The 20,346-nt window shown below is 64.1% G+C and carries 21 protein-coding genes; 18 read left to right on the forward strand and 3 right to left on the reverse strand.

Annotated elements, in window-relative coordinates; genetic code table 11:
• Positions 1-42: 42 nt before the first annotated feature.
• The 8 genes from LFL96_RS01845 (at position 43) to LFL96_RS01880 (ending at position 7,349) form a co-directional block, all read left to right on the forward strand.
• Positions 43-1,005 carry a methyltransferase domain-containing protein gene (locus tag LFL96_RS01845; protein ID WP_280997414.1) on the forward strand — a complete coding sequence of 321 codons (963 nt, stop codon included), beginning with the start codon at positions 43-45 and terminating at the stop codon, positions 1,003-1,005.
• Between the two features lie 306 nt (positions 1,006-1,311).
• A complete protein-coding gene (locus LFL96_RS01850; protein WP_280997416.1) occupies positions 1,312-1,785 on the forward strand; it encodes a DUF2244 domain-containing protein in 474 nt (157 codons plus the stop codon).
• 66 nt (positions 1,786-1,851) lie between these two features.
• Entirely contained in the window at positions 1,852-3,495 is a 1,644-nt protein-coding gene (gene coxB / locus LFL96_RS01855) for a cytochrome c oxidase subunit II (protein WP_280997418.1), read from the forward strand.
• A gap of 44 nt (positions 3,496-3,539) precedes the next feature.
• On the forward strand, positions 3,540-5,153 hold the full coding sequence (ctaD, locus tag LFL96_RS01860) for a cytochrome c oxidase subunit I (RefSeq protein WP_280997420.1): 1,614 nt from the start codon (positions 3,540-3,542) through the stop codon (positions 5,151-5,153).
• A gap of 126 nt (positions 5,154-5,279) precedes the next feature.
• On the forward strand, positions 5,280-5,414 hold the full coding sequence (locus LFL96_RS01865; protein ID WP_280997422.1) for a cytochrome oxidase small assembly protein: 135 nt from the start codon (positions 5,280-5,282) through the stop codon (positions 5,412-5,414).
• Between the two features lie 42 nt (positions 5,415-5,456).
• A complete protein-coding gene (locus LFL96_RS01870) occupies positions 5,457-6,104 on the forward strand; it encodes a cytochrome c oxidase assembly protein (protein WP_280997424.1) in 648 nt (215 codons plus the stop codon).
• A 34-nt stretch (positions 6,105-6,138) separates the two neighbouring features.
• On the forward strand, positions 6,139-6,348 hold the full coding sequence (locus LFL96_RS01875) for a DUF2970 domain-containing protein (RefSeq protein ID WP_280997426.1): 210 nt from the start codon (positions 6,139-6,141) through the stop codon (positions 6,346-6,348).
• A 143-nt stretch (positions 6,349-6,491) separates the two neighbouring features.
• Positions 6,492-7,349, forward strand: coding sequence for a cytochrome c oxidase subunit 3 (locus LFL96_RS01880; RefSeq protein WP_280997427.1), 858 nt, complete (start codon positions 6,492-6,494; stop codon positions 7,347-7,349).
• Positions 7,350-7,660: 311 nt separating this feature from the next.
• Here LFL96_RS01880 and LFL96_RS01885 read toward each other — a convergent pair whose 3' ends face one another.
• Positions 7,661-7,870, reverse strand: coding sequence for a twin transmembrane helix small protein (locus tag LFL96_RS01885; RefSeq protein WP_007179452.1), 210 nt, complete (start codon positions 7,868-7,870; stop codon positions 7,661-7,663).
• Between the two features lie 126 nt (positions 7,871-7,996).
• Between LFL96_RS01885 and LFL96_RS01890 the strand changes: the two genes are divergently transcribed.
• From LFL96_RS01890 to LFL96_RS01910, 5 genes are all read left to right on the forward strand, one after another.
• Complete coding sequence (locus LFL96_RS01890) at positions 7,997-8,713, forward strand: SURF1 family protein (RefSeq protein WP_280997439.1); 717 nt, start codon at positions 7,997-7,999, stop codon at positions 8,711-8,713.
• Between the two features lie 213 nt (positions 8,714-8,926).
• The gene (locus tag LFL96_RS01895) at positions 8,927-9,532 is read left to right on the forward strand and encodes a cytochrome C oxidase subunit I (RefSeq protein WP_280997441.1); all 606 of its coding nucleotides are present in this window, start codon (positions 8,927-8,929) and stop codon (positions 9,530-9,532) included.
• A 22-nt stretch (positions 9,533-9,554) separates the two neighbouring features.
• Entirely contained in the window at positions 9,555-10,664 is a 1,110-nt protein-coding gene (locus tag LFL96_RS01900) for a COX15/CtaA family protein (protein WP_280997443.1), read from the forward strand.
• Between the two features lie 6 nt (positions 10,665-10,670).
• Positions 10,671-11,576, forward strand: coding sequence for a heme o synthase (cyoE, locus tag LFL96_RS01905; RefSeq protein WP_280997445.1), 906 nt, complete (start codon positions 10,671-10,673; stop codon positions 11,574-11,576).
• Between the two features lie 5 nt (positions 11,577-11,581).
• On the forward strand, positions 11,582-12,199 hold the full coding sequence (locus LFL96_RS01910; protein WP_280997447.1) for an SCO family protein: 618 nt from the start codon (positions 11,582-11,584) through the stop codon (positions 12,197-12,199).
• Positions 12,200-12,412: 213 nt separating this feature from the next.
• Here LFL96_RS01910 and LFL96_RS01915 read toward each other — a convergent pair whose 3' ends face one another.
• On the reverse strand, positions 12,413-12,709 hold the full coding sequence (locus LFL96_RS01915) for a YciI family protein (RefSeq protein WP_280997449.1): 297 nt from the start codon (positions 12,707-12,709) through the stop codon (positions 12,413-12,415).
• A gap of 342 nt (positions 12,710-13,051) precedes the next feature.
• Here LFL96_RS01915 and LFL96_RS01920 point away from each other — a divergent pair, with 342 nt between their 5' ends.
• Entirely contained in the window at positions 13,052-14,959 is a 1,908-nt protein-coding gene (locus LFL96_RS01920; RefSeq protein ID WP_348638410.1) for a methyl-accepting chemotaxis protein, read from the forward strand.
• 233 nt (positions 14,960-15,192) lie between these two features.
• Entirely contained in the window at positions 15,193-16,005 is an 813-nt protein-coding gene (locus tag LFL96_RS01925) for a MetQ/NlpA family ABC transporter substrate-binding protein (RefSeq protein WP_280997454.1), read from the forward strand.
• A 129-nt stretch (positions 16,006-16,134) separates the two neighbouring features.
• On the opposite strand, the gene LFL96_RS01930 is transcribed toward LFL96_RS01925, so the two are convergent.
• The gene (locus LFL96_RS01930; RefSeq protein ID WP_280997456.1) at positions 16,135-17,061 is read right to left on the reverse strand and encodes a bifunctional helix-turn-helix transcriptional regulator/GNAT family N-acetyltransferase; all 927 of its coding nucleotides are present in this window, start codon (positions 17,059-17,061) and stop codon (positions 16,135-16,137) included.
• Between the two features lie 382 nt (positions 17,062-17,443).
• Between LFL96_RS01930 and LFL96_RS01935 the strand changes: the two genes are divergently transcribed.
• From LFL96_RS01935 to LFL96_RS01945, 3 genes are read left to right on the forward strand one after another with little or no spacing between them, the layout of a single operon-like run.
• Positions 17,444-18,178: a GntR family transcriptional regulator gene (locus LFL96_RS01935; RefSeq protein ID WP_280997458.1), complete on the forward strand. Its 735-nt coding sequence runs from the start codon at positions 17,444-17,446 to the stop codon at positions 18,176-18,178.
• 53 nt (positions 18,179-18,231) lie between these two features.
• Complete coding sequence (gene nagA, locus LFL96_RS01940; RefSeq protein ID WP_280997460.1) at positions 18,232-19,335, forward strand: N-acetylglucosamine-6-phosphate deacetylase; 1,104 nt, start codon at positions 18,232-18,234, stop codon at positions 19,333-19,335.
• On the forward strand, positions 19,328-20,335 hold the full coding sequence (locus tag LFL96_RS01945; protein WP_281000870.1) for an SIS domain-containing protein: 1,008 nt from the start codon (positions 19,328-19,330) through the stop codon (positions 20,333-20,335). The genes nagA and LFL96_RS01945 overlap by 8 nt, the downstream gene beginning before the upstream one ends.
• Positions 20,336-20,346: the final 11 nt, after the last annotated feature.

Raw genomic sequence — 20,346 nt, forward strand, 5'->3', positions numbered from 1 at the left:
AACGAACGAGTATACTTCGTGCTCTACGCCAGCACGACACCCATGTCCCCAACTTCCGCTCAATCTGGCCGTCCGGCCTACGATGCCGTGCGTCTTCGGCGCATTTTCGACCGCCGCGCAGCGACCTTCGACGACGTCGCGTTCCTGCCGCGCGAGATCGCGCAACGCATGCGCGAGCGTCTGGACTACATCAAGGTCACGCCTGCGAGCGTGCTCGACGCCGGCTGCGGCGCGGGCGAGGACATTCCCGCGCTGCGCGAGCGTTTCCCCGAGGCGCCGGTGTTCGGCACCGATCTGTCGCGTGGCATGCTGGCCCGCGCGCTGCATCACGATGCCGGCGACACGAGCTGGCGGCGGTTCCTGCCCGCATCGCTCGGCAAGGCGCTCGGCGCTCGCGGACCGCGCTTCGCGCAAGCCGACTTTTCGGCGCTGCCCTTCGCGGCCGGCGCCTTCGAATTCATCTGGTCCAACCTGGCGCTGCACTGGCACTCGCGGCCCGATCTCGTGTTTCCCGAATGGCAGCGCGTGCTCAAGGTCAACGGTCTGCTGATGTTCAGCACGCTCGGCCCCGACTCGCTCAAGGAGTTGCGCGGCGCGTACGCGGAGGTCGAGGCCGCGCACGGCATCGGCGCGCGCAAGCACGTGATCGATTTCGTCGATATGCACGACCTGGGCGACATGCTGGTGGAGAGCGGCTTCGAGATTCCGGTGATGGACCAGGAGGTGCTCACCATCACCTACAAGTCCCCGGAATCCCTGCTCGCCGATGTGCGGCGCTGGGGTGCGTATCCGTTCGAGCGAGCCGCCGCGAACGGCGCCGCACGCCGGCTGCACAAGGCTTTGCTGGCGGCGCTCGAAGCGCGCCGGCGCGCCGACGGTACCATCGCGCTGACCTTCGAGGTGATCTACGGACACGCGTGGAAGGCCGTGCCGCGCACCACGGCGGAAGGACATGGCATCGTGCGGATCGAAGACATCGGACGCGGTTCGTCGCGGAATCGTTGAAGCGGTAAAGAGGCCATTTGTTATGTCTGAAATTTCCGCTTCAAAAGACACCTGAAAGCTGTGTAAAAATGGCGCGAAGGCTTGTCGCAGCGGGCTTTCAGGCCGATCGGGGCTTGCTTGTGGATGCTCTGGATCGCGCCTATAATGCGTCAGTTTGTCGTCCGAAGTCCCCACATTCGGGCGGCGAGTCCAAGGTTAAGGGCAGCATGGAGAGGAGACTCGGTCGTGATCGCGTGGCCCGTTTGAATGGCCGCGCAACATGACCGGATGCGCATGACCGGAGGCGGTGATTCGCGGGAGGCAGCGATGGAAGCATCCAATCTGCTGGCGGATTCAGAACCAGTTCTGAAAGACTGGACCATGAAACGCAACTGCTCGATATCGCCGCGGCAGTTCGTATGTTTCTACATGTCGCTTGCGTTGTTCTCGTTGGCCATTGCTTTCATGCTGGTGCTGGTCGGCGCGTGGCTGGTGTTGCCGTTCACCGGTATCGAATTGCTGGCGGTGGGTATCGCGTTTGCCATATATGCGCGTCATGCTGTCGATTACGAGCGCATCCGGTTGTTTCCGAACCGGCTCGTGATCGAACAGGTGAGCGCCGAGCAGCTCACGCAGTTCGAATTCAATCCGCGGTGGGTGCGGATCGAGCCGGGCGCAACGCCGCGTGACCAGATCAAACTGGTCTCGCGCGGCCAGACGATCATGATCGGGCAACACCTCGCGCAGTATCGGCGCGCGCAGTTCGCAGGCGAATTGCGTATGTGGCTCACGCGTTGTTAGATGCGTTGAGACGCGCGGCGTTCAAGGGGAGCGCGAGCCAGCCTGTCGGCGGGGTCGAGGGTTTGAATGGAAATTTTGGGTAAGGAAGCTATGAAAACAATCAAGCGAGCCCTCATGGGTGTGCTGGCGACGAGCGGTCTGCTTTTCGCCGGTGCGGCCCTGGCAGTGGGCGATGTCCCGGGCGGCCCTGCCGTCAACGAGATCAATCTCCAGCCGCCTGCGACGAAAATCGCTGAGGAGCTTTTCAGCCTCCACATGTTCATGCTGGTTCTTTGCCTGGTGATCTTCGTCGGCGTGTTCGGCGTGATGTTCTATTCGATTTTCGCGCACCGCAAATCGAAAGGTCACAAGGCATCTAATTTCCACGAAAGCACCACGGTCGAAATCATCTGGACGATCGTGCCGTTCATCATCGTCGTGTTGATGGCGCTCCCGGCCACCAAGACCGTCGTTGCGATGAAGGACACCACGAATGCCGACGTCACCATCAAGGTCACCGGCTATCAGTGGAAGTGGGGCTACGACTACGTGAAGGGTCCGGGCGAAGGCATCAGCTTCCTGTCCACGCTGGCTACGCCGCGCGCGCAGACCGATGGCCGCGAACCGATTTCCACCACGTATCTGCAGGAAGTCGACAACCCGCTGGTCGTTCCGGTCGGCAAGAAGATCCGCATCATCACCACCGCGAACGACGTGGTCCACTCCTGGTACGTGCCGGCTTTCGGCGTGAAGCAGGACGCGATTCCGGGTTTCGTGCGCGACACGTGGTTCAAGGCTGAGAAGACCGGCACGTTCCGCGGCTTCTGTACCGAACTTTGCGGCAAGGAACACGCGTTCATGCCGGTCGTGGTCGAGGTGCTCTCCACCGACGACTACGCGAAGTGGGTCGACACGCAAAAAGCGAAAATGGCCGCCGGCCAGGACGATCCGAACAAGACCTACACGATGGCCGAGCTGATGGAGCGCGGCGGCAAGGTGTACGCGTCGAACTGCGCGGTGTGCCACCAGCCGACCGGCAAGGGCGCGGGCGCATTCCCGGCGCTCGACGGCAGCAAGGTCGCCAATGGCCCGATCGCCGAACACGTCAGCATCGTGCTGAAGGGCAAGGCGGCCATGCCTTCCTGGGCGCCGACCTTGAACGACGTCGAAATCGCCTCGGTGATCACGTTCGAACGTAACTCGTGGGGCAACCACACCGGCGATATTCTCCAGCCGAAGCAGGTGGCCGACGCCCGTAACGGCAAAATGCCGGAAGGCGGCAACCACGTAGCCGACGCGGGCGCGGCAGCCAGCGGCGCCGAAGCGGCTTCGGGCGCGGCGGCGGCATCGGGCGCGGCTTCCGGCGCGGACGCGGCGGCAGCAGCTTCTTCCGACACTGCAGCGGGCACGCAAGCCGCGCTGCCGGCCAGCATTTACTTCGACACCGGCAAGAGCACGCTGCCGGCCGACGCGAAAGCGGCGGTCGACGCGGCCGCCGCCTACGCGAAGGCCCACCCGGATGCGAAATTCACGCTGTCGGGCTTCACCGACGCCACCGGTTCCGCCGATGTCAACGCGAAGCTCGCGAAGACTCGCGCGGAAGCCGTGCGCGACGCGCTGAAGGCAGCGGGCATTGCCGAAGACCACATTATTTTAAAGAAGCCGGAAACGATCACGGGCGGCAGCGACGCGAAAGAAGCCCGGCGTGTTCAAATCAGTCCGGCCGCCTGACGTGTTCATGGTCAGCACCGCAGTATTCGCTTTAGGAGATAGTCATGTCTAGCATCGGACACGATGTAGTCGCAGGCCACGAGCACGTGCACGGCGACCATGCCCACGAAACGCCGCACGGCTGGCGTCGTTGGCTGTTCGCAACCAATCACAAGGACATCGGTACGCTGTACCTGATCTTCTCGTTCACCATGTTCCTCTCCGGGGGCGTGATGGCGCTGATGATCCGTGCCGAACTGTTCGAACCGGGTCTGCAGATCATGCGGCCCGAGTTCTTCAATCAGCTCACCACGATGCACGGGCTGATCATGGTGTTCGGCGCGATCATGCCGGCCTTCGTCGGCTTCGCGAACTGGATGGTGCCGCTGCAGATCGGCGCATCGGACATGGCGTTCGCGCGCATGAACAACTTCAGCTTCTGGCTGCTGCCGGTGGCCGCGGTGCTGCTGGTCGGTTCGTTCTTCGCGCCGGGTGGCGCGACCGCCGCCGGCTGGACGCTGTACGCGCCGCTCTCCACGCAGATGGGCCCGGGCATGGACTTCGCGATTTTCGCGGTCCACTTGATGGGTGCTTCGTCGATCATGGGCGGGATCAACATCGTCGTGACGATCCTGAACATGCGCGCGCCCGGCCTCACGCTGATGAAGATGCCGATGTTCGTCTGGACGTGGCTGATCACCGCGTACCTGCTGATCGCCGTGATGCCGGTTCTGGCGGGAGCGATCACCATGGTGCTGTTCGATCGCCATTTCGGCACGTCGTTCTTCAACGCGGCAGGCGGCGGCGACCCGGTCATGTACCAGCACATCTTCTGGTTCTTCGGGCACCCCGAGGTGTACATCATGATCTTGCCGGCGTTCGGGATCGTGTCGCAGGTGATTCCGGCGTTCTCGCGCAAGCCGCTGTTCGGCTATAGCTCGATGGTGTACGCCACGTCGTCGATCGCGATTCTGTCGTTCATGGTGTGGGCGCACCACATGTTCGCCACCGGCATGCCGGTGACGGGCCAGCTGTTCTTCATGTACGCGACGATGCTGATCGCCGTGCCGACGGGCGTGAAGGTGTTCAACTGGGTCGCGACGATGTGGCGCGGTTCGCTGAGCTTCGAAACACCCATGCTGTTCGCGGTCGGCTTCCTGATCGTGTTCACGTTCGGCGGTCTCTCGGGTCTGATGCTGGCCATGGCGCCGCTCGACATCCAGTATCACGGGACTTACTTCGTGGTCGCGCACTTCCACTATGTGCTGGTGGCCGGTTCGCTGTTCGCGCTGTTCTCCGGCTGGTACTACTGGGCGCCGAAGTGGACCGGCTGGATGTACAACGAAACGCGCGGCAAGATCCACTTCTGGGCGTCGATGTTCTTCTTCAACCTCGCGTTCCTGCCGATGCACTTCGTCGGTCTCGCAGGCATGCCGCGTCGTTACGCCGACTACCCGGCGCAGTTCACGGACTGGAACCAGGTGATCTCGATCGGCGCATTCGGCTTCGGTCTGGCGCAGGTGTACTTCCTGTTCGCCGTGGCGCTGCCCGCCTATCGCGGCGGCGGTGAACTCGAGAAAGCCAGCGACAAGCCGTGGGACGGCGCAACGGGCCTCGAATGGACCGTGCCGAGCCCGGCTCCGTTCCACACGTTCGAAAACCCGCCGACCGTCGAATAAGACGGCATGGGGGAGGCAACCGGTTTCTGCTGCGCGGCGCGCTTGTTTCAGTGATGGCCGCGCGCGGAACCGGGGCAGTCTGAGCGGCTGCCACCGTAGTCACAAAAGTATTCAGACAAAGCGAGCATGACGCGCAATCCACAGGAAAGACGTACGCCGGAGCAGATTCGAGCGGGCAACAGGCGGATTGGCTGGGTGATGTTCGCGATCGCCGCGGTCTTTTTCGCTAGCGTCATCATCAAGCAGCGATTTTTCACCTGACGCGGCCGCGGCAGTCTGTACGCAGGTTTGTTGAGGATTGAGATGTCGACGCAACCGCCGGCGCAGGCCGACCGCTCTTTTAACCGTTCGATGCTGATCAAGCTGTTCGTCGTCGCGTTGATGATGTTCGGTTTCGGTTTCGCACTGGTGCCGATGTACCGCGCGATCTGCCAGATCACCGGCATCAACAATCTCGTGCAGCGTGATGCCACGGCGCGCGAGGCGAAGAATACGCAGGTCGACATGAGCCGCACGATTTCGATCGAGTTCGATGCGAACGCGCGCGGCCCGCTGGGTTTCAAGCCGGAGCAACGCAGTCTCGACGTGCATCCGGGCGAAGTGACAACGGTGATGTATGAAGTCAGCAACGAACAGGCGCGCACGATTCAGGCGCAGGCCATTCCGAGCTACGCGCCGAAGCAGGCCACCGAGTACTTCAAGAAGATCGAATGCTTTTGCTTTACGCAGCAGACGTTGACGGCGAATCAGACGAAGCGGATGCCGGTGGTGTTCGTGGTCGATCCGAAGCTGCCGAAGGATGTGAAGACGATCACGCTGTCGTACACGTTTTTTGAATTGAATACGCCGGCCGCTGCGGCGCCTGGCGGTGCGTCGCCCGCGGCTAACACGGCCAACTCAGCGGCCAATTCAGCGACAAACGCGGCGGCAGCCACGGCGAATCCCGCCTGAGCGCCGCCAGTCGGACGAAGGAGCGCGGCACACGATGAGCGATAACGGCAGCACCCCGCGCAAGAGCAGTTTCGGTCAGTCGATGCGTGCCGTGTTCTGGTCGTTCTTCGGAGTACGCAAGCGGCGCGATCTGGAAGCGGACGCCACGCAGTTGAATCCGCTGCATGTCGTCGCGGCGGCATTGATCGGGGCGGCGATTTTTATCGGCGTGCTGATCCTGATCGTGCGGGCGGTGGTGGGTTGAGATTGGCGCACGCGCAGCGGACGCAACAAGGGTGAAGGGCGCGGCAGCGCCCGGGAATTAGAGTGAAGCGGTGCGGTATCGACGCGCCGCCGAGGATACAGCCGGAGATTCCGGAACAACTGGACTGAAGTGGAGAATCAAGAATGAGCGGTCAAAACGAGAGCCCGTACTACTTCGTACCGCATCCGTCGCGGCATCCGATCAGCGCCGCTGCCGGATTGCTGGTCATGCTCGGATCGCTTGCGGCCTGGATCAACGAACACGAGCTGGCACCGATCGGCGTCGTGGTCGGCTTGTTGTGGCTGCTCTTTACGCTGTGGCACTGGTTCGGCGACGCGATTGCCGAGTCGGAAGGCGGCATGTACGGCAAGAACGTCGACAAGTCGTACCGCTGGAGCATGAGCTGGTTCATCTTTTCCGAAGTGATGTTCTTCGGTGCGTTCTTCGGCGCGCTGTTCTACGCGCGTGAAATTGCGCTGCATCAACTGGGCAGCCTCGACTACAAGCTAATCTGGCCGGACTTCTCGGCGGTGTGGCCGAACAACGGCCCGGCAGCGCTGGTGTCGACCTTCAAGTCGATGCAACCGTGGCCGGTGCCGACCATCAACACGGCGCTGCTGCTGTCCTCGGGCGCGACGCTGACGGTGTCGCACCACGCGCTGCGCGAGGATCATCGCAAGAAGGCGATCGGCTGGCTGGCGGCAACGCTGGTGCTGGGCGTCTGCTTCCTGTTCCTGCAGGCATTCGAGTATTACCACGCATATAACGAACTGAATCTGACGCTCGCTTCGGGCGTGTACGGCTCCACGTTCTTCCTGCTGACGGGCTTCCACGGTTTCCACGTGTTCCTCGGCGGCACGATGCTGGCGGTGGTGCTGGTGCGGATGATTCGCGGCCACTTCACGGCGGATCATCACTTCGCGTTCGAAGGTGCGGCGTGGTACTGGCACTTTGTGGACGTCGTGTGGCTCGGGCTGTACGTCGTCGTCTACTGGCTGTAACGCGGTCGGATAGTCTTCTGGCCCGCGCGCTTCATCCGGCGATTCGGAGCGTGTGCGGGTTCTGCGCGGTGTCTTGCAGGATAGTCCTGCAAGATGCGGCGCACAGGCAGTCAGCAAAGCACGCAAGCGGCGCCGCCCTCGACCCAGTCAGGGCGGCGTTTTGTTTGGCAGCGCGAAAATGCGGATGATGGAAGGAAAACGAGGGCGATCGAACGAGCAACCAAGCAGACAGGTGGCGGCAATTGACGGCGGCCGAACGCAAACCAATGCAGCACAGCGCAAACCAATGCGCTGCGTTTTATCCGCCGGCTTTAACGCCCGTACGGAATCCCGGTCGACTGAATCCAGCCCATCCAGTGTGCGAACAGGATGAACAGGAACAGCGAGATCGACAGGCCCACCCGGGTGGCGAGCGACCAGACCATCCGCTTGGTTTTGCCCTTGTCATGCATCATGAAATACAGCGCCGACACCATGCTGGCGATGATCAGGACGAAGGCGATGGGAACGAGAATGTGCATGGAACCAGCTAAAACCCGTAAGCGCAGAGGCAAGACGTTTATTATCTCACCGCACGCGGGCGTTTGCCGCAGCTTCCGGGCGATGTCCGAAGCCGCGTCGTACGGACCCAAGGCGGAGCGTACGCGATGAAATTCCGCCTGATTCCCGCGTTGCTGATTCTGCTCGTGATGGCGGTCACGCTGCGGCTCGGCTTCTGGCAGCGCGATCGCGCGCATCAGAAGGAGGCGCTCGAGGCGCGTATCACGCAGTTCGAGAATGCGCCGGCGCTCACGCTGGGCAGCGCGCCGGTCGAACTGAAGGACGTCGAATTTCATCGGGTGAAAGCGCGCGGCCGGTTCGTCGCGGACAAGGTCGTGTACCTCGATAATCGTCCGTATAACGATCAGCCGGGTTTTTACGTCGTGATGCCTTTTAAACTGGCCGACGGCGGCGTCGTGCTGGTCAATCGCGGCTGGTTGCCGCGCAACATGAGCAACCGCGAGACCATTGCGCCTTACAGTACGCCGCAGGGCGATGTGGAAATCGAAGGTATCGCGCGAGCCGATGCGTCGCGCGCTTTCGAATTGGGGCAGGGTGGGTCGGCCGCGCATCAACTGATCCGGCAGAATCTCGACATCGCCGCGTATGCCGCCGAAACCGGCTTGCCGCTGCGGCCGTTCGTGATCCAGCAGTCGAGCGACGATGGCGACAAACTGGTGCGCGACTGGCCCGCGCCGGACAACGGCGTCGAACGCAATTACGGCTATATGTTCCAGTGGTGGGGCATGGCGGCCGCGGCGCTCGCGTTCGGCCTGTATGCCGCGCGCCGGGCGGCGAAGAAGGCGCCCGCGCCCAGCGCTTGAGGTAGCTTGATATCAGGCAGCAACGCGCCGCACAGTGCATCGCCGCAGAACGCGGCGACACCTGGCGAAACGCAGCGCAGCACAGCACACGTGGCTTGCCCGACCTGTCCGAGGTCCGCAACGCAAACCGCGCAATCATTGAAGTGAGGTCCCGTAGTGTCGACGCAATCACCCCGTACGCCGCCAGCCGGCCAGAACGCCACGCCGCGAGCGATGCCCGGCCAACCCAACGGCAAGGGCTCGTGGGAGCGCGGCCGCTGGGTCCTGCTGCTGCTCGCGCTCATCTGCGCGGCGCCGATCGCCGTGTCGTACTTCACGTACTACGTGATCAAGCCGGCCGGCGGCAAGACCAACTACGGCACGCTGGTCGAGCCGCAGCGGCCGATTCCGGAATCGCTGGTGGTGACCGGCGAGGACGGCAAACCGCTCAAGCTCGCATCGCTGCGCGGCCACTGGCTGATGATCTCGGTCGACAGCAGCACCTGCGACAAAGCGTGCGTCACCAAGCTCTACTTCATGCGACAAATCCGCACAGCCCAGGGCCCGGAACGCGAGCGCGTCATGCAGGTGTGGCTGCGCACCGATGCAGGCAACGTCGCCGACGTGATACAAAAGGCGTATCCCGACACCGACATGCTGATCGCCGATCCGGCTCAGGTGGCCGCATGGCTGCCGACCGACACCGGCACGCAGTTGACCGACCACATCTTCCTGGTCGACCCGAACGGCAATCTGATGATGCGTTTCCCGAAAGATCCGAACCCGAGCAAGATCAAGGGCGACGTGACCAAGCTGCTCAAGTGGTCGACCATCGGTTGATGCCGCAACAAAGGTAAGCAAGATGTTCGTATTGCAATTGGCCCTGATCGGCTTGTGTATCGCGTTGTTGCCGCTGTCCTACGTATGGGTCAAGGCGGACGACAACAAATTCCGCAAGCTGGTCTGGCTCACCACTTTCCTGACGCTCGATCTGGTGATGTTCGGCGGCTTCACGCGCCTCACCGATTCCGGACTCGGCTGTCCCGACTGGCCGGGGTGTTACGGCACGTCGTCGCCGTTCATCGCGCATGCGGCGATCAGCGCCGCGCATCAACTGATGCCCACCGGCCCGGTCAGCATGACGAAGGCGTGGATCGAGATGATCCACCGCTACTTCGCGATGGCGATCGGCGTGCTGATCATCGCGCAGACGATCATCGCGTGGACGGCGCGTATCAAGCGGCGTCCGCTGCACGTGTCGCCGTGGTGGCCGACGTCGCTGCTGCTGCTGATCCTCGTGCAGGGCGCGTTCGGCGCGTGGACCGTGACGATGAAGCTGCAACCGGTCATCGTGACGACGCACCTGCTGCTCGGTCTCGCGCTGCTCGGCACGCTGGGCTGGCTGGCCGCGCGGCAAACGCCGCTGCCGGCCTACGAGCCCGAGGCGGCGCGCTGGCGCGCGGCCGCGCTTGCCGGACTCGTGCTGCTGATCGCACAGATCGCGCTGGGTGGCTGGGTCAGCACGAACTACGCCGTGCTCGCCTGCACCGACTTCCCGACCTGCAACGGCCAATGGATTCCGCCGATGGACTTCGCGCACGGCTTCCACCTGTGGCGCGCGCTCGGCATGACCGGCGACGGCGACATGATCACGCAGGACGCGCTGGTGGCGATACACTGGACGCATCGTACGTTCGCGATCGTGGTGGTCGCGTATCTCGCGTGGTTCGCGTTGAAACTGCGCCGTTTCGAGTCGCTGCGACGGCCCGCGAACGGCGTGCTGCTGGTGGTGCTGCTCCAGTTCATCACCGGGTTGTCGAACATCGTTCTGCAATGGCCGTTGCCCATTGCGGTCGCGCATAACGGCGGGGCCGCGATCATGCTGCTGCTGCTCGTTATGTTAAACTTTCGGATCGCTTATAGCCGTCCCGGCCGCGCCGTGCTCCCCGCGCGCGATGCCGCGCCAGCGTGACCCCACATGGACAGCACAACACTCTCCCAACATCCCGGTAGCCGGGTCTCCCAGTACATCGCCCTGACCAAGCCGCGCGTCACGCAACTCGCCGTGTTCTGCGCTGTCATCGGCATGTTCCTGTCCACGCCCGGCATGGTGCCGTGGACCGTGCTGATCGGCGGTACCGTCGGCATCTGGCTGCTGGCCGGCGCCGCATTCGCCATCAATTGCCTCGTCGAACAGAAGATCGACGCGAAGATGCGCCGCACGTCGTGGCGTCCATCGGCGCGCGGCGAAATCACGCCCGTGCAGATCCTGTCGTTTTCGGCCGTGCTCGGCGGCCTCGGCATGTGGACGCTTTACACGTTCGCGAATCCGCTGACCATGTGGCTGACCATCGCCACGTTCGTCGGCTATGCCGTCATCTATACGCTGTTGCTGAAGCCGGCCACACCGCAGAACATCGTGATCGGCGGCGCGTCGGGCGCGATGCCGCCGGCCCTCGGCTGGGCCGCGGTCACCGGTCACGTACCGGGCGACGCGTGGATTCTGGTGCTGATCATCTTCGTGTGGACGCCGCCGCATTTCTGGGCGCTCGCGCTGTATCGCCGCAAAGACTACGAAAACGCCGGCCTGCCGATGTTGCCGAACACGCATGGCGAGCAATACACGCGTCTGCATATTCTGCTGTACTCGGTGATCCTGTTCGCGGTCACCATGATGCCGTTCATCTCGGGCATGAGCGGCGCGGTGTACCTCGTCGCGGCCGTGCTGCTCGGCGCGGTGTTTCTCGCGTATGCGTGGAAGATCTACCGGGAGTACTCGGACGATCTCGCGCGCAAGATGTTCCGTTATTCGATCGTCTATCTGTCGCTGCTGTTCGCCGCGTTGTTGATCGACCACTACGTGCGCGTCCTGATCGGCGCGTAATACCCATGTTCAAAAACCGCTTCGCGCGTACGGCGCGCGCCGCCGTGCTGGCCTGCGCGCTCGGCGCCGCGCTGATCGCGGCCGGCTGCGGCAAGCAGCCGCCGGCCTTCCAGAATCTCGACATCACCGGCAACACGCAGTTTGCCAGCAACTTCTCCTTGCCCGACACGTCCGGAAAGATCCGCACGATGGCGGACTACAAGGGCAAGGTCGTCGTGCTGTTCTTCGGCTACACGCATTGCCCGGACGTTTGCCCGACCACCATGGCCGAGCTTTCGCAAGCGTTGCAGCAACTCGGTCCGGACGACGCGAAGCGCGTTCAGGTGCTGTTCGTCACGGTCGATCCGGAACGCGACACGCCCGCGTTGCTCGCGCAATACGTGCCGGCGTTCAATCCCACGTTCGTCGGTTTGCGGCCGGCGGACCAGGCGCAACTCACCAAGGTCACGAAGGACTTCCGCGTGTACTACGCGAAGGTGCCGGGCAAGACGCCGGACAGCTACACGATGGATCACACGGCCGCGAGCTATGTGTTCGATACCGACGGCAAATTGCGTCTGTTCGCGCGCGATGGCCAGGGCGCTACGCCTTGGGTCCACGATATCAAGCTGCTGCTCGATTGATGGTGTGAGCCAGATGCGGTGACCCGGCGCGGAGAAGCGGCGGCAACCAGGAAGCAGTAGTCGTGAAGAAGGGCATGTGCGTCAGGCACATGCCCTTCTTCATTTGCGCGTTCGCATGCTCGCGTGCGCATGCTCGCGTGCGCAACCACGTTCAGCGATATGCGATCGCCGTCGCCCGTCGCGCTCGGAGCTTCAACCCTCAGCCCTCAGCCTTCAGCCTTCGATCGGCATCGGCAGATTCAACCCCGGCGCGAGCCGCGTCGCCTTGAACTCGGTCACGTCATAGCGTGCGACCTGCTGCACGGCGAACGGGTCGGCGGCAAGGATCGCATCGAGCTTTTCCCGCTCGATGCCTACCGCCAGGATGACGCCGCCGTCGCGCGGCACTTTCGGGCCGGCCGCGACGAACACGCCGGCTGCGAACTGTTCGTCCAGAAACGCGCGATGCGCGTCGAGCGCATCGTCGACTCGTTCGAGCGATGCGATGTAGCTCAGGTTGATCACGTACATAACTCGTCCCACCAGAAATAAAAATCGCCGCCGACCCACGCGGCCTCGAGCGCGGATTATCGGTCACCGCGCGCTTTATTGCGCGCGATCAAGCTGTTCGCGAATCCCGCCGCGAAACAATCGTTTTCCTTACAGCGCCTCTCAAGTTGATTGCCCGCCATGCCGATATCTATGAGGCAATCGTTTGCGAGCAATCGTACCGGCGTGCCGCCGAAGCGGCGGCAACTTGTCGCGCGCTCGCATTCGCAAGCGGAAGCAAGCGGAAGCAAGCGGAAGCAAGCGGAAGCAAGCGGAAGCAAGCGGAAAACGGATCACACGAGAGAGACCATAACAATGAGCAGGATGAGTTTGAATCGAAAATTATGGCTGTCGCTCGCACTTGTCTGGCTGGGGTTGCTCGGCATCGGGCTGTGGAGCGCGGTCGAAACGCGCGGCACGATGCTGGCCGAACGCAAGGCGGGCATGGTGAATCTGGTCGATGCGGCGCAGGGTGTCGTGAACGGCTATTACACGCTGTCGCAGAACGGCAAAATGAGCGAGGCCGACGCGCAACGCGAAGCGCTCGCCCGGCTCGCGACGATGCGCTACGGCGAATCCGGCTATCTGTTCGTGATGGATTCGAAGCCGGTCGTGCTGATGCATCCGACCTTGCCGCAGATGACCGGCAAACCGGTCGGCGATTTCAAGGACCCGGACGGCAAGCTGCTGTACGTCGCGATCGTCGACGCCGCGAAGTCGAGCGGCCGCGGCTTCGCCGAGTATCGCGGACGTCTGCCGCACAGCGAAACCGCGGTGCCGAAGATCAGCTACGTGGTGCGTTTCGCGCCGTGGGACTGGAACATCACGAGCGGCGTGTTCATCAAGGACATCGACACCGTCTACTACGAAAACCTCGGCCTCAATCTCGCCGTGGTGCTTGTGATCGGCGCGGTCATCACGCTCGCGATGCTGTTGATCATCCGCAACGTGCGCGCGAGCCTCGGCGGCGAGCCGGACCAGGCGGCGCGGCTCGCGGCGAGCATCGCGCAGGGCGATCTGACCCAGCTCGTCGAGGTACGCGCCGGCGACACGGCCAGCATGATGGCCGCGATGCATGGCATGCAGGATCGCTTGCAACGCACCATCGGCGAGATCCGGCGTTCGGCGGAATCGATCGCTTCGGCGACGCAGCAGATTGCCGCGGGCAATAGCGATCTGTCACAGCGCACCGAGCAACAGGCCGCGTCGTTGCAGGAAACGGCCGCGAGCATGGAAGAGCTGACCGCGACGGTCAAGCAGAATGCCGACAATGCGCGTCAGGCGAGCGGGCTCGCGCACAACGCATCCGAAATCGCGACGCGCGGCAACGACGTGGTGAACCGCGTGATCGGCACCATGGGCGAGATCAACGACAGCTCGCGGCAGATCGCGGACATCATCGGCGTGATCGAGGGGATTGCGTTTCAGACCAATATTCTCGCGTTGAATGCGGCGGTGGAAGCCGCGCGCGCGGGTGAGCAGGGGCGCGGCTTCGCGGTTGTCGCGGGGGAAGTGCGGAGCCTTGCGCAGCGCTCGGGCACGGCGGCCAAGGAGATCAAACAGTTGATCGGCGCATCGGTGGAGCGCGTGCATAACGGCTCCACGCTGGTTCAGCAGGCCGGCACGACGATGGGCGAAATCCTGCAAGCGGTGCGGCGCGTGACGGACATCATGGGCGAGATCGCGGCGGCGTCGGAAGAGCAGAGCACGGGCATCGCGCAGGTCGGCCGCGCGGTCACGCAGATGGATGAGGTCACGCAGCAGAATGCGGCGCTGGTCGAGCAGGCGGCTGCCGCGGCGGCGTCGCTGCAGGATCAGGCGGGACGGTTGCGTGAGACGGTCAGCGCGTTCCGGGTGAATGGCGGGACGGCGGTTTCGCCGGCGTCGTCGATGTCGGTGACGGCGCGTGCGGCTGGCGTGGTCGCGCGTGAGACGAACGTGGCAGCACCGCAACGCGCATCGACGCGCGTGTCAAAGCGCGACGCGGACGCGGTGGCTCCGGCGCGCGGTCAGGCGCAAGTGTCGGTGCCCACGAAAGTGGAGCCGAAGTTGGCGGCGGCGGCTTCAGGCGCCTCGGCACCTGCAAGTAGCGGTGCGGCTTCGACTGCAACGGCTTCGGGCGCACGACCGGCGGCTGTGAGCGTGAGAACGGCGCCGACTGCAACGCCGTCGCGCGCTGTCGTCGAACCGGCCAGGTCCTCCGCTGCCGAAGACGACTGGACGACTTTCTAACGACGTCGAATCGTGGATGTGAGGGGTGGCCCGCGTCTAAGGCAACGGCCGGCTCTCGCCCCCACCGCATACCCATATGCGATCCTGATATTTCCCATCCCGCCGGTCGTATGAGACCATTTGCGGTCCAGTCGGCGCCGCGCCGCCACGAGCAGCGCGGCGCCGATTTTTTATCCGGCCGGACACCGGTCAAAGCGTCGATCAGCCCATCGACCAGAAACAGCGAGAATCAAATGCAGCGCAGAAACATCCTCAAAGCCCTCTCCGCAGTCGTCGCCGGTGCGGCGATCCTCTCCAGCGCCGGCGCGCATGCCGACGACAAAGTCATCAAGGTCGGCACCATCGGCGGCCCGGACGCGCAGATCTGGGAAGTCGTCACCAAGGTGGCGAAGCGCGAAGGCCTGAACGTGAAGGTCGTCGAATTCAACGACTACGTGCAGCCGAACGCCGCGCTCGACGCCGGCGACCTCGACGCCAACAGCTTCCAGCATCAGCCCTACCTCGACAGCCAGGTGAAGCAGCGCGGCTACAAGATCGTCAACGCGGGTCTCACCTACATTTCGCCGCTCGGCATCTACTCGAAGAAGCTGAAGTCGCTGAAGGATCTGCCGCAAGGCGCGAAGGTCGCGGTGCCGAACGATCCGTCGAATGAAAATCGCGCGATGCTGTTGCTGCAATCGCAAGGCGTGATCAAGCTGAAGGCCGGCGCGGGCACCAACGGCAACAACGCCACGCCGCTCGACGTCGCGGACAATCCGAAGAAGGTCAAGCTGGTCGAACTCGACGCCGCGCAACTGCCGCGCTCGCTGTCGGACGTCGACGCCGCCGCGATCAACACGAACTTCGCGCTGGCCGCCAATCTGCAACCGACCAGGGACGCGATCGCCCTCGAAGACATCCACAGCCCGTACGCGAACCTGATCGCCGTGCGCGCGCAGGACAAGGACAAGCCGTGGGTCAAGAAGCTGGTTGCCGCGTATCAGTCGGAAGACGTGCGCCAGTTCATCAAGACGCAGTTCAAGGGTTCGATGGTGCCGTCGTTCTAAACGGCTGATTTGAAGTCGCGATGCCGGGGCCCGGTATCGCGGCGCCCGCTTCCTTGATTGATCGTTCAGGCGGGACAAGCAGGCCGGATCACCGCCTGCATAACGTTCACACTCGCTCGCGCTTCGGCGCTACAACTCCAATTCCCAGCGCTCGATCGTCAGATCCATGCCGAAGCGGCGCTCCGGCGTCGTACCGGCCAGCGTGAAACCGGCGCGCTCGCACAGACGACGCGGTTCGGGCAACGAGCGCGCCGTGGTCAGCGTGAGTTTCGTGTAGCCCGCGCGGCGCGCGAAACGCACGCATTCGCCGAGCAGTTGCGTGCCGATGCCGTGCCGCTGCAACTCCGGTTCGACCCACAACAGCCGCACCCCCGCCACCGTCGTCGATACCCCGACGATGCACACCGAGCCCACCACCACGCCGTCCTGATCGGCGACCCAGCACATCTCGCGCAGTGGATCGGCGCGTTGCGTGTAATCGGCGACGACACGCGCGAGCAAACCCTCGAACGACCTATCCCAACCATATTGCGCGGCGAACCACTGCGCCTGCCGATGCACCAGCCAGCCGCATTCACCGGCGCGCGGCTGCCGCAACGACACGAGTGCATGCGAGGGTTGCGCGCTGAGCAAGCGCTCGATCAGCTTCATCGACGCGATCAGCTGTTCCTGCGAGAGCGGCGTGAGACTGCCGAGCAGCGCCGAGACTTCCTCGATCGCGGCGGTATCGAGCGGCGCGTACGCCGCGTGGCCGGCGTCGGTGAGCGCGATCAGCGATTGCCGCGCGTCCGTCTCGGACGGGCGTCGCGAGATCAGATCGCGGCGTTCGAAACTGGTCAGCAGGCGGCTGAGATAACCGCTGTCGAGCCCGAGCGCACGCCCGAGCACCGAGGCCGTCTGCGCGCGTCCGCGAGAGAGTTCGTGCAGCACGCGCACTTCCGTCAGCGAGAACGCGCTCTTTGCCAAATGCTCGTGCAGCGCGCCGATGTGCTGGGTGTAGAAGCGGTTGAAATGGCGGACGGCCTGAGCGCGCCGCAGCGCCTCGGAATCTGTCAATGCTGCTCCCCGGGGAATTGTTATGGTCTGGTGGCCTTCACTATATTGGAACGTATCGCATTAAAAAAGCGGCACCGACCCCGAGCGCCGCGCACTGGTATCAGAAAGGTATTGAAAGCCTGCAATTCGTCTGATAACGCGAGAACCGCAATGGGCTCCACCGGATCGCTCTGCGTGTCCCGGATAGGGGTAAGTCCTGGTCTCAACAAACCCTTCAATATCCCGTCCCCAGGCCCTTCAGCATGCCGCAAACCCTTGCTGCGCATGGCTTTCAGCCAACCCGGACCAGACTGATACCAGTTCGTTGACTGGTATTATGTTGGTTATATAATGGGCTCTCATTTTCGACGGCCGACTTTCCCACAACGGTCCCCGGAGCCCCATGGAAACTCGCTGGTCCGCATTGATGCCTGACGCCCGCAACGTCACGCCGCTCTATTTGCAGCTCGCGCGCAATCTGGCGACGGCGATCCATTGCGGCGTCTGGTCGGCGGGGGAAGCCTTGCCGTCGGAGCGCACGTTGTCGGACGCGATCGGCGTGTCGCGCATCACCGCGCGCAAGGCGATCGAGCTGCTGGTCGAGCAGGGTTTGATCCGGCGGGCACGCGGCGCGGGCAGCTTCATCACGCCGCGCGTCGAGGATCCGTTGTCGCGCCTCACCGGTTTCACGAAGAAGATGCAGCAGCGCGGTTTCCGGCCGGACTCGGTGTGGCTCGAGCGCGATATCCGCGCCGCCAACCGCGACGAGCTGGTGCACCTCGGCCTGTCGCCGGGCGCGGCGGTGGCGAGTCTGCGGCGCCTGCGGCGCGCGGACGGCATCGTGATGGCGGTCGAGCATTCGGCGCTGCCGGTGGCGATCGTCCCCGACCCGCAGGCGATCGGCGTGTCGCTGTACGCGCATCTGGAGCAACGCGGCATGGCCGTGGTACGCGCGTTGCAGCACTTCCGGGCGGTCAACGCGTCGAGCGAGATCGCCTCGCTGATGGATATCGAACCACGCTCGGCGCTGCTGGTCATCACCCGTATCGGGTTTAGCGCCGACCAGCGCGCGATCGAATTGACCGACACCTATTGCCGCGACGACTACTACGACTTCGTCGCCGAATTGCGGACCTGACGCCTGGCACGCGGCGCAGTCGCACCCCGAATCACGCCTGACCAGAGAGACTCATGCTGACCGGAAACATACTCACCACCGATGGGTGGATTCACGGCACGCTCGAATACGAAAACGGCCGCATCACGGCACTGACCGGCGAGCGCGTCGATCCGTCGACCAACGACGCGCCGTACATCCTGCCCGGCTTCATCGATCTGCACGTGCATGGCGGCGGCGGTTCCGACGTGATGGAAGCGGGCGACGCGATCGAGGTGATCGCCCGCACGCACGCGCGCTACGGCACCACCAGCCTGCTCGCCACCACCATGACCGCGCCGCGCGAGGAGCTGATGAACGTGGTCGCCGGTCTCGGCAACAACGCGAAGGTGCGCACGCCGGGCGGCGCGCGCGTGCTGGGCGTGCATCTGGAAGGTCCGTACATCAACCCCGGCAAGCTCGGCGCCCAGCCGGACGCGGCGGTCTCCGCGGTGATGGATGAAGTGCTGAAGTATCTGTCGATCGCGCCGATCCGCGTGGTCACGCTGGCGCCGGAAATCGCCGGCCACATGGAGATCATCTCGGAGATGGCGGCGCGCGGCGTGCGCGTGCAGCTCGGCCATTCGCTCGGCACCTACGACGACGCCGTCGCCGCGCTCAAGCATGGCGCGTGCGGTTTCACGCATCTGTTCAATGCGATGTCGCCGCTGCATCACCGCAATCCCGGCCTCGTCGGCGCCGCGCTCGCGCACGCCGAATTCGCCGAAATCATCCCCGATCTGCTGCACGTGCATCCGGGCGCGATCCGCACCGCGCTGCGCGCGATTCCGCGTCTTTACGTGGTGACCGATAGCACCTCGGCCACCGGCATGCCGGACGGCGAATACCGCCTCGGCAGCCAGCACGTGACCAAGTGCCTCGGCGGCGTGCGTCTCGCCGACGGCACGCTCGCCGGCAGCACCCTGACGATGGATCAGGCGCTGCGCAATCTCGTCTCGATCGGCCTGCCGATCGCCGATGTATCAAACCGTTTGTCGCGCTACGCCGCCGACTATCTCGGCATCGAAGACCGCGGCCGTATCGCGCGCGGCGCGTGGGCCGACGTGGTCGTGTTCGATCGTGAACTGGCGTTGACCGCGACTTACGTCGAAGGAGAAGCCATTGTCGAATATGCTTAAAGAAGCGCTCGCGTCCGCCGAAACGGTCGCCGCGCAACTCGCCGATACCACGCGCGTCGAGGCGCTCGCCGCCAGGCTCGCGCAGCAGCCGCGCCATGTCGCGCTGACCGTCGCACGCGGCAGCTCGGACCACGCCGCGAGCTATTTCGCCAGCCTGACGATGAGCCGCCTCGGCGTGCCGGTCGCCTCGCTGCCGATGTCGGTCGCCACGCTCCAGCAGGCGCCGCTGCAGGTGCGCGATCAACTCGCGCTGGCGTTCTCGCAATCGGGCAAGAGCCCGGATCTCGTCGGCACCATGGACGCACTGCGCCAGGCAGGCGCGTTGACGGTCGCCGCAGTGAATGCGCCGGACTCGCCGCTCGCCGATGCGTGCGAGTGGCATCTGCCGCTCGTCGCCGGGCCGGAACTGAGCGTCGCGGCCACCAAAAGCTATATCGCGATGCTGTCGATTTCCGCGCAGCTGGTCGCGCACTGGCAGAAGGACGCCGAATTGCTCGCCGCGCTGACGACGCTGCCCGACGCGCTGCAAGCCGCGGGCAAGCTCGACTGGTCGAGCGCGGTCGAGGAACTGCGTGGCGTCGAGCGGATGATCGTGATCGGCCGGGGTCTCGGTCTCGCGATCGCGCAGGAAGCCGCGCTCAAGCTGAAGGAAACTTCCGGCATTCAGGCCGAGGCGTTTTCGAGCGCGGAAGTGCGGCATGGTCCGATGGAGCTGATCGATCGCGACTATCCGCTGCTGGTGTTCGCGCCGCGCGGCCCGGAACAGGCCGGTCTGCTGCAGCTTGCCCGCGACATGCGCGCACGCGGCGCGCGCGTGCTGCTCGCCGCGCCGTCCGACGTGCCGGAAGCGACGCTGCCGCTCGCCATCACCGCTCATGCGGCGCTCGATCCGATCGCCGCGATCCTGTCCTTTTACGTGATGGCCGCCGGCCTTGCCGCCGCTCGCGGGCGCAATCCCGATGCGCCGCGCCATCTCAACAAAGTCACCGAAACTCACTGACGAGAAATCAG

This window comes from Paraburkholderia sp. D15, from assembly GCF_029910215.1.
Taxonomy (GTDB): domain Bacteria; phylum Pseudomonadota; class Gammaproteobacteria; order Burkholderiales; family Burkholderiaceae; genus Paraburkholderia.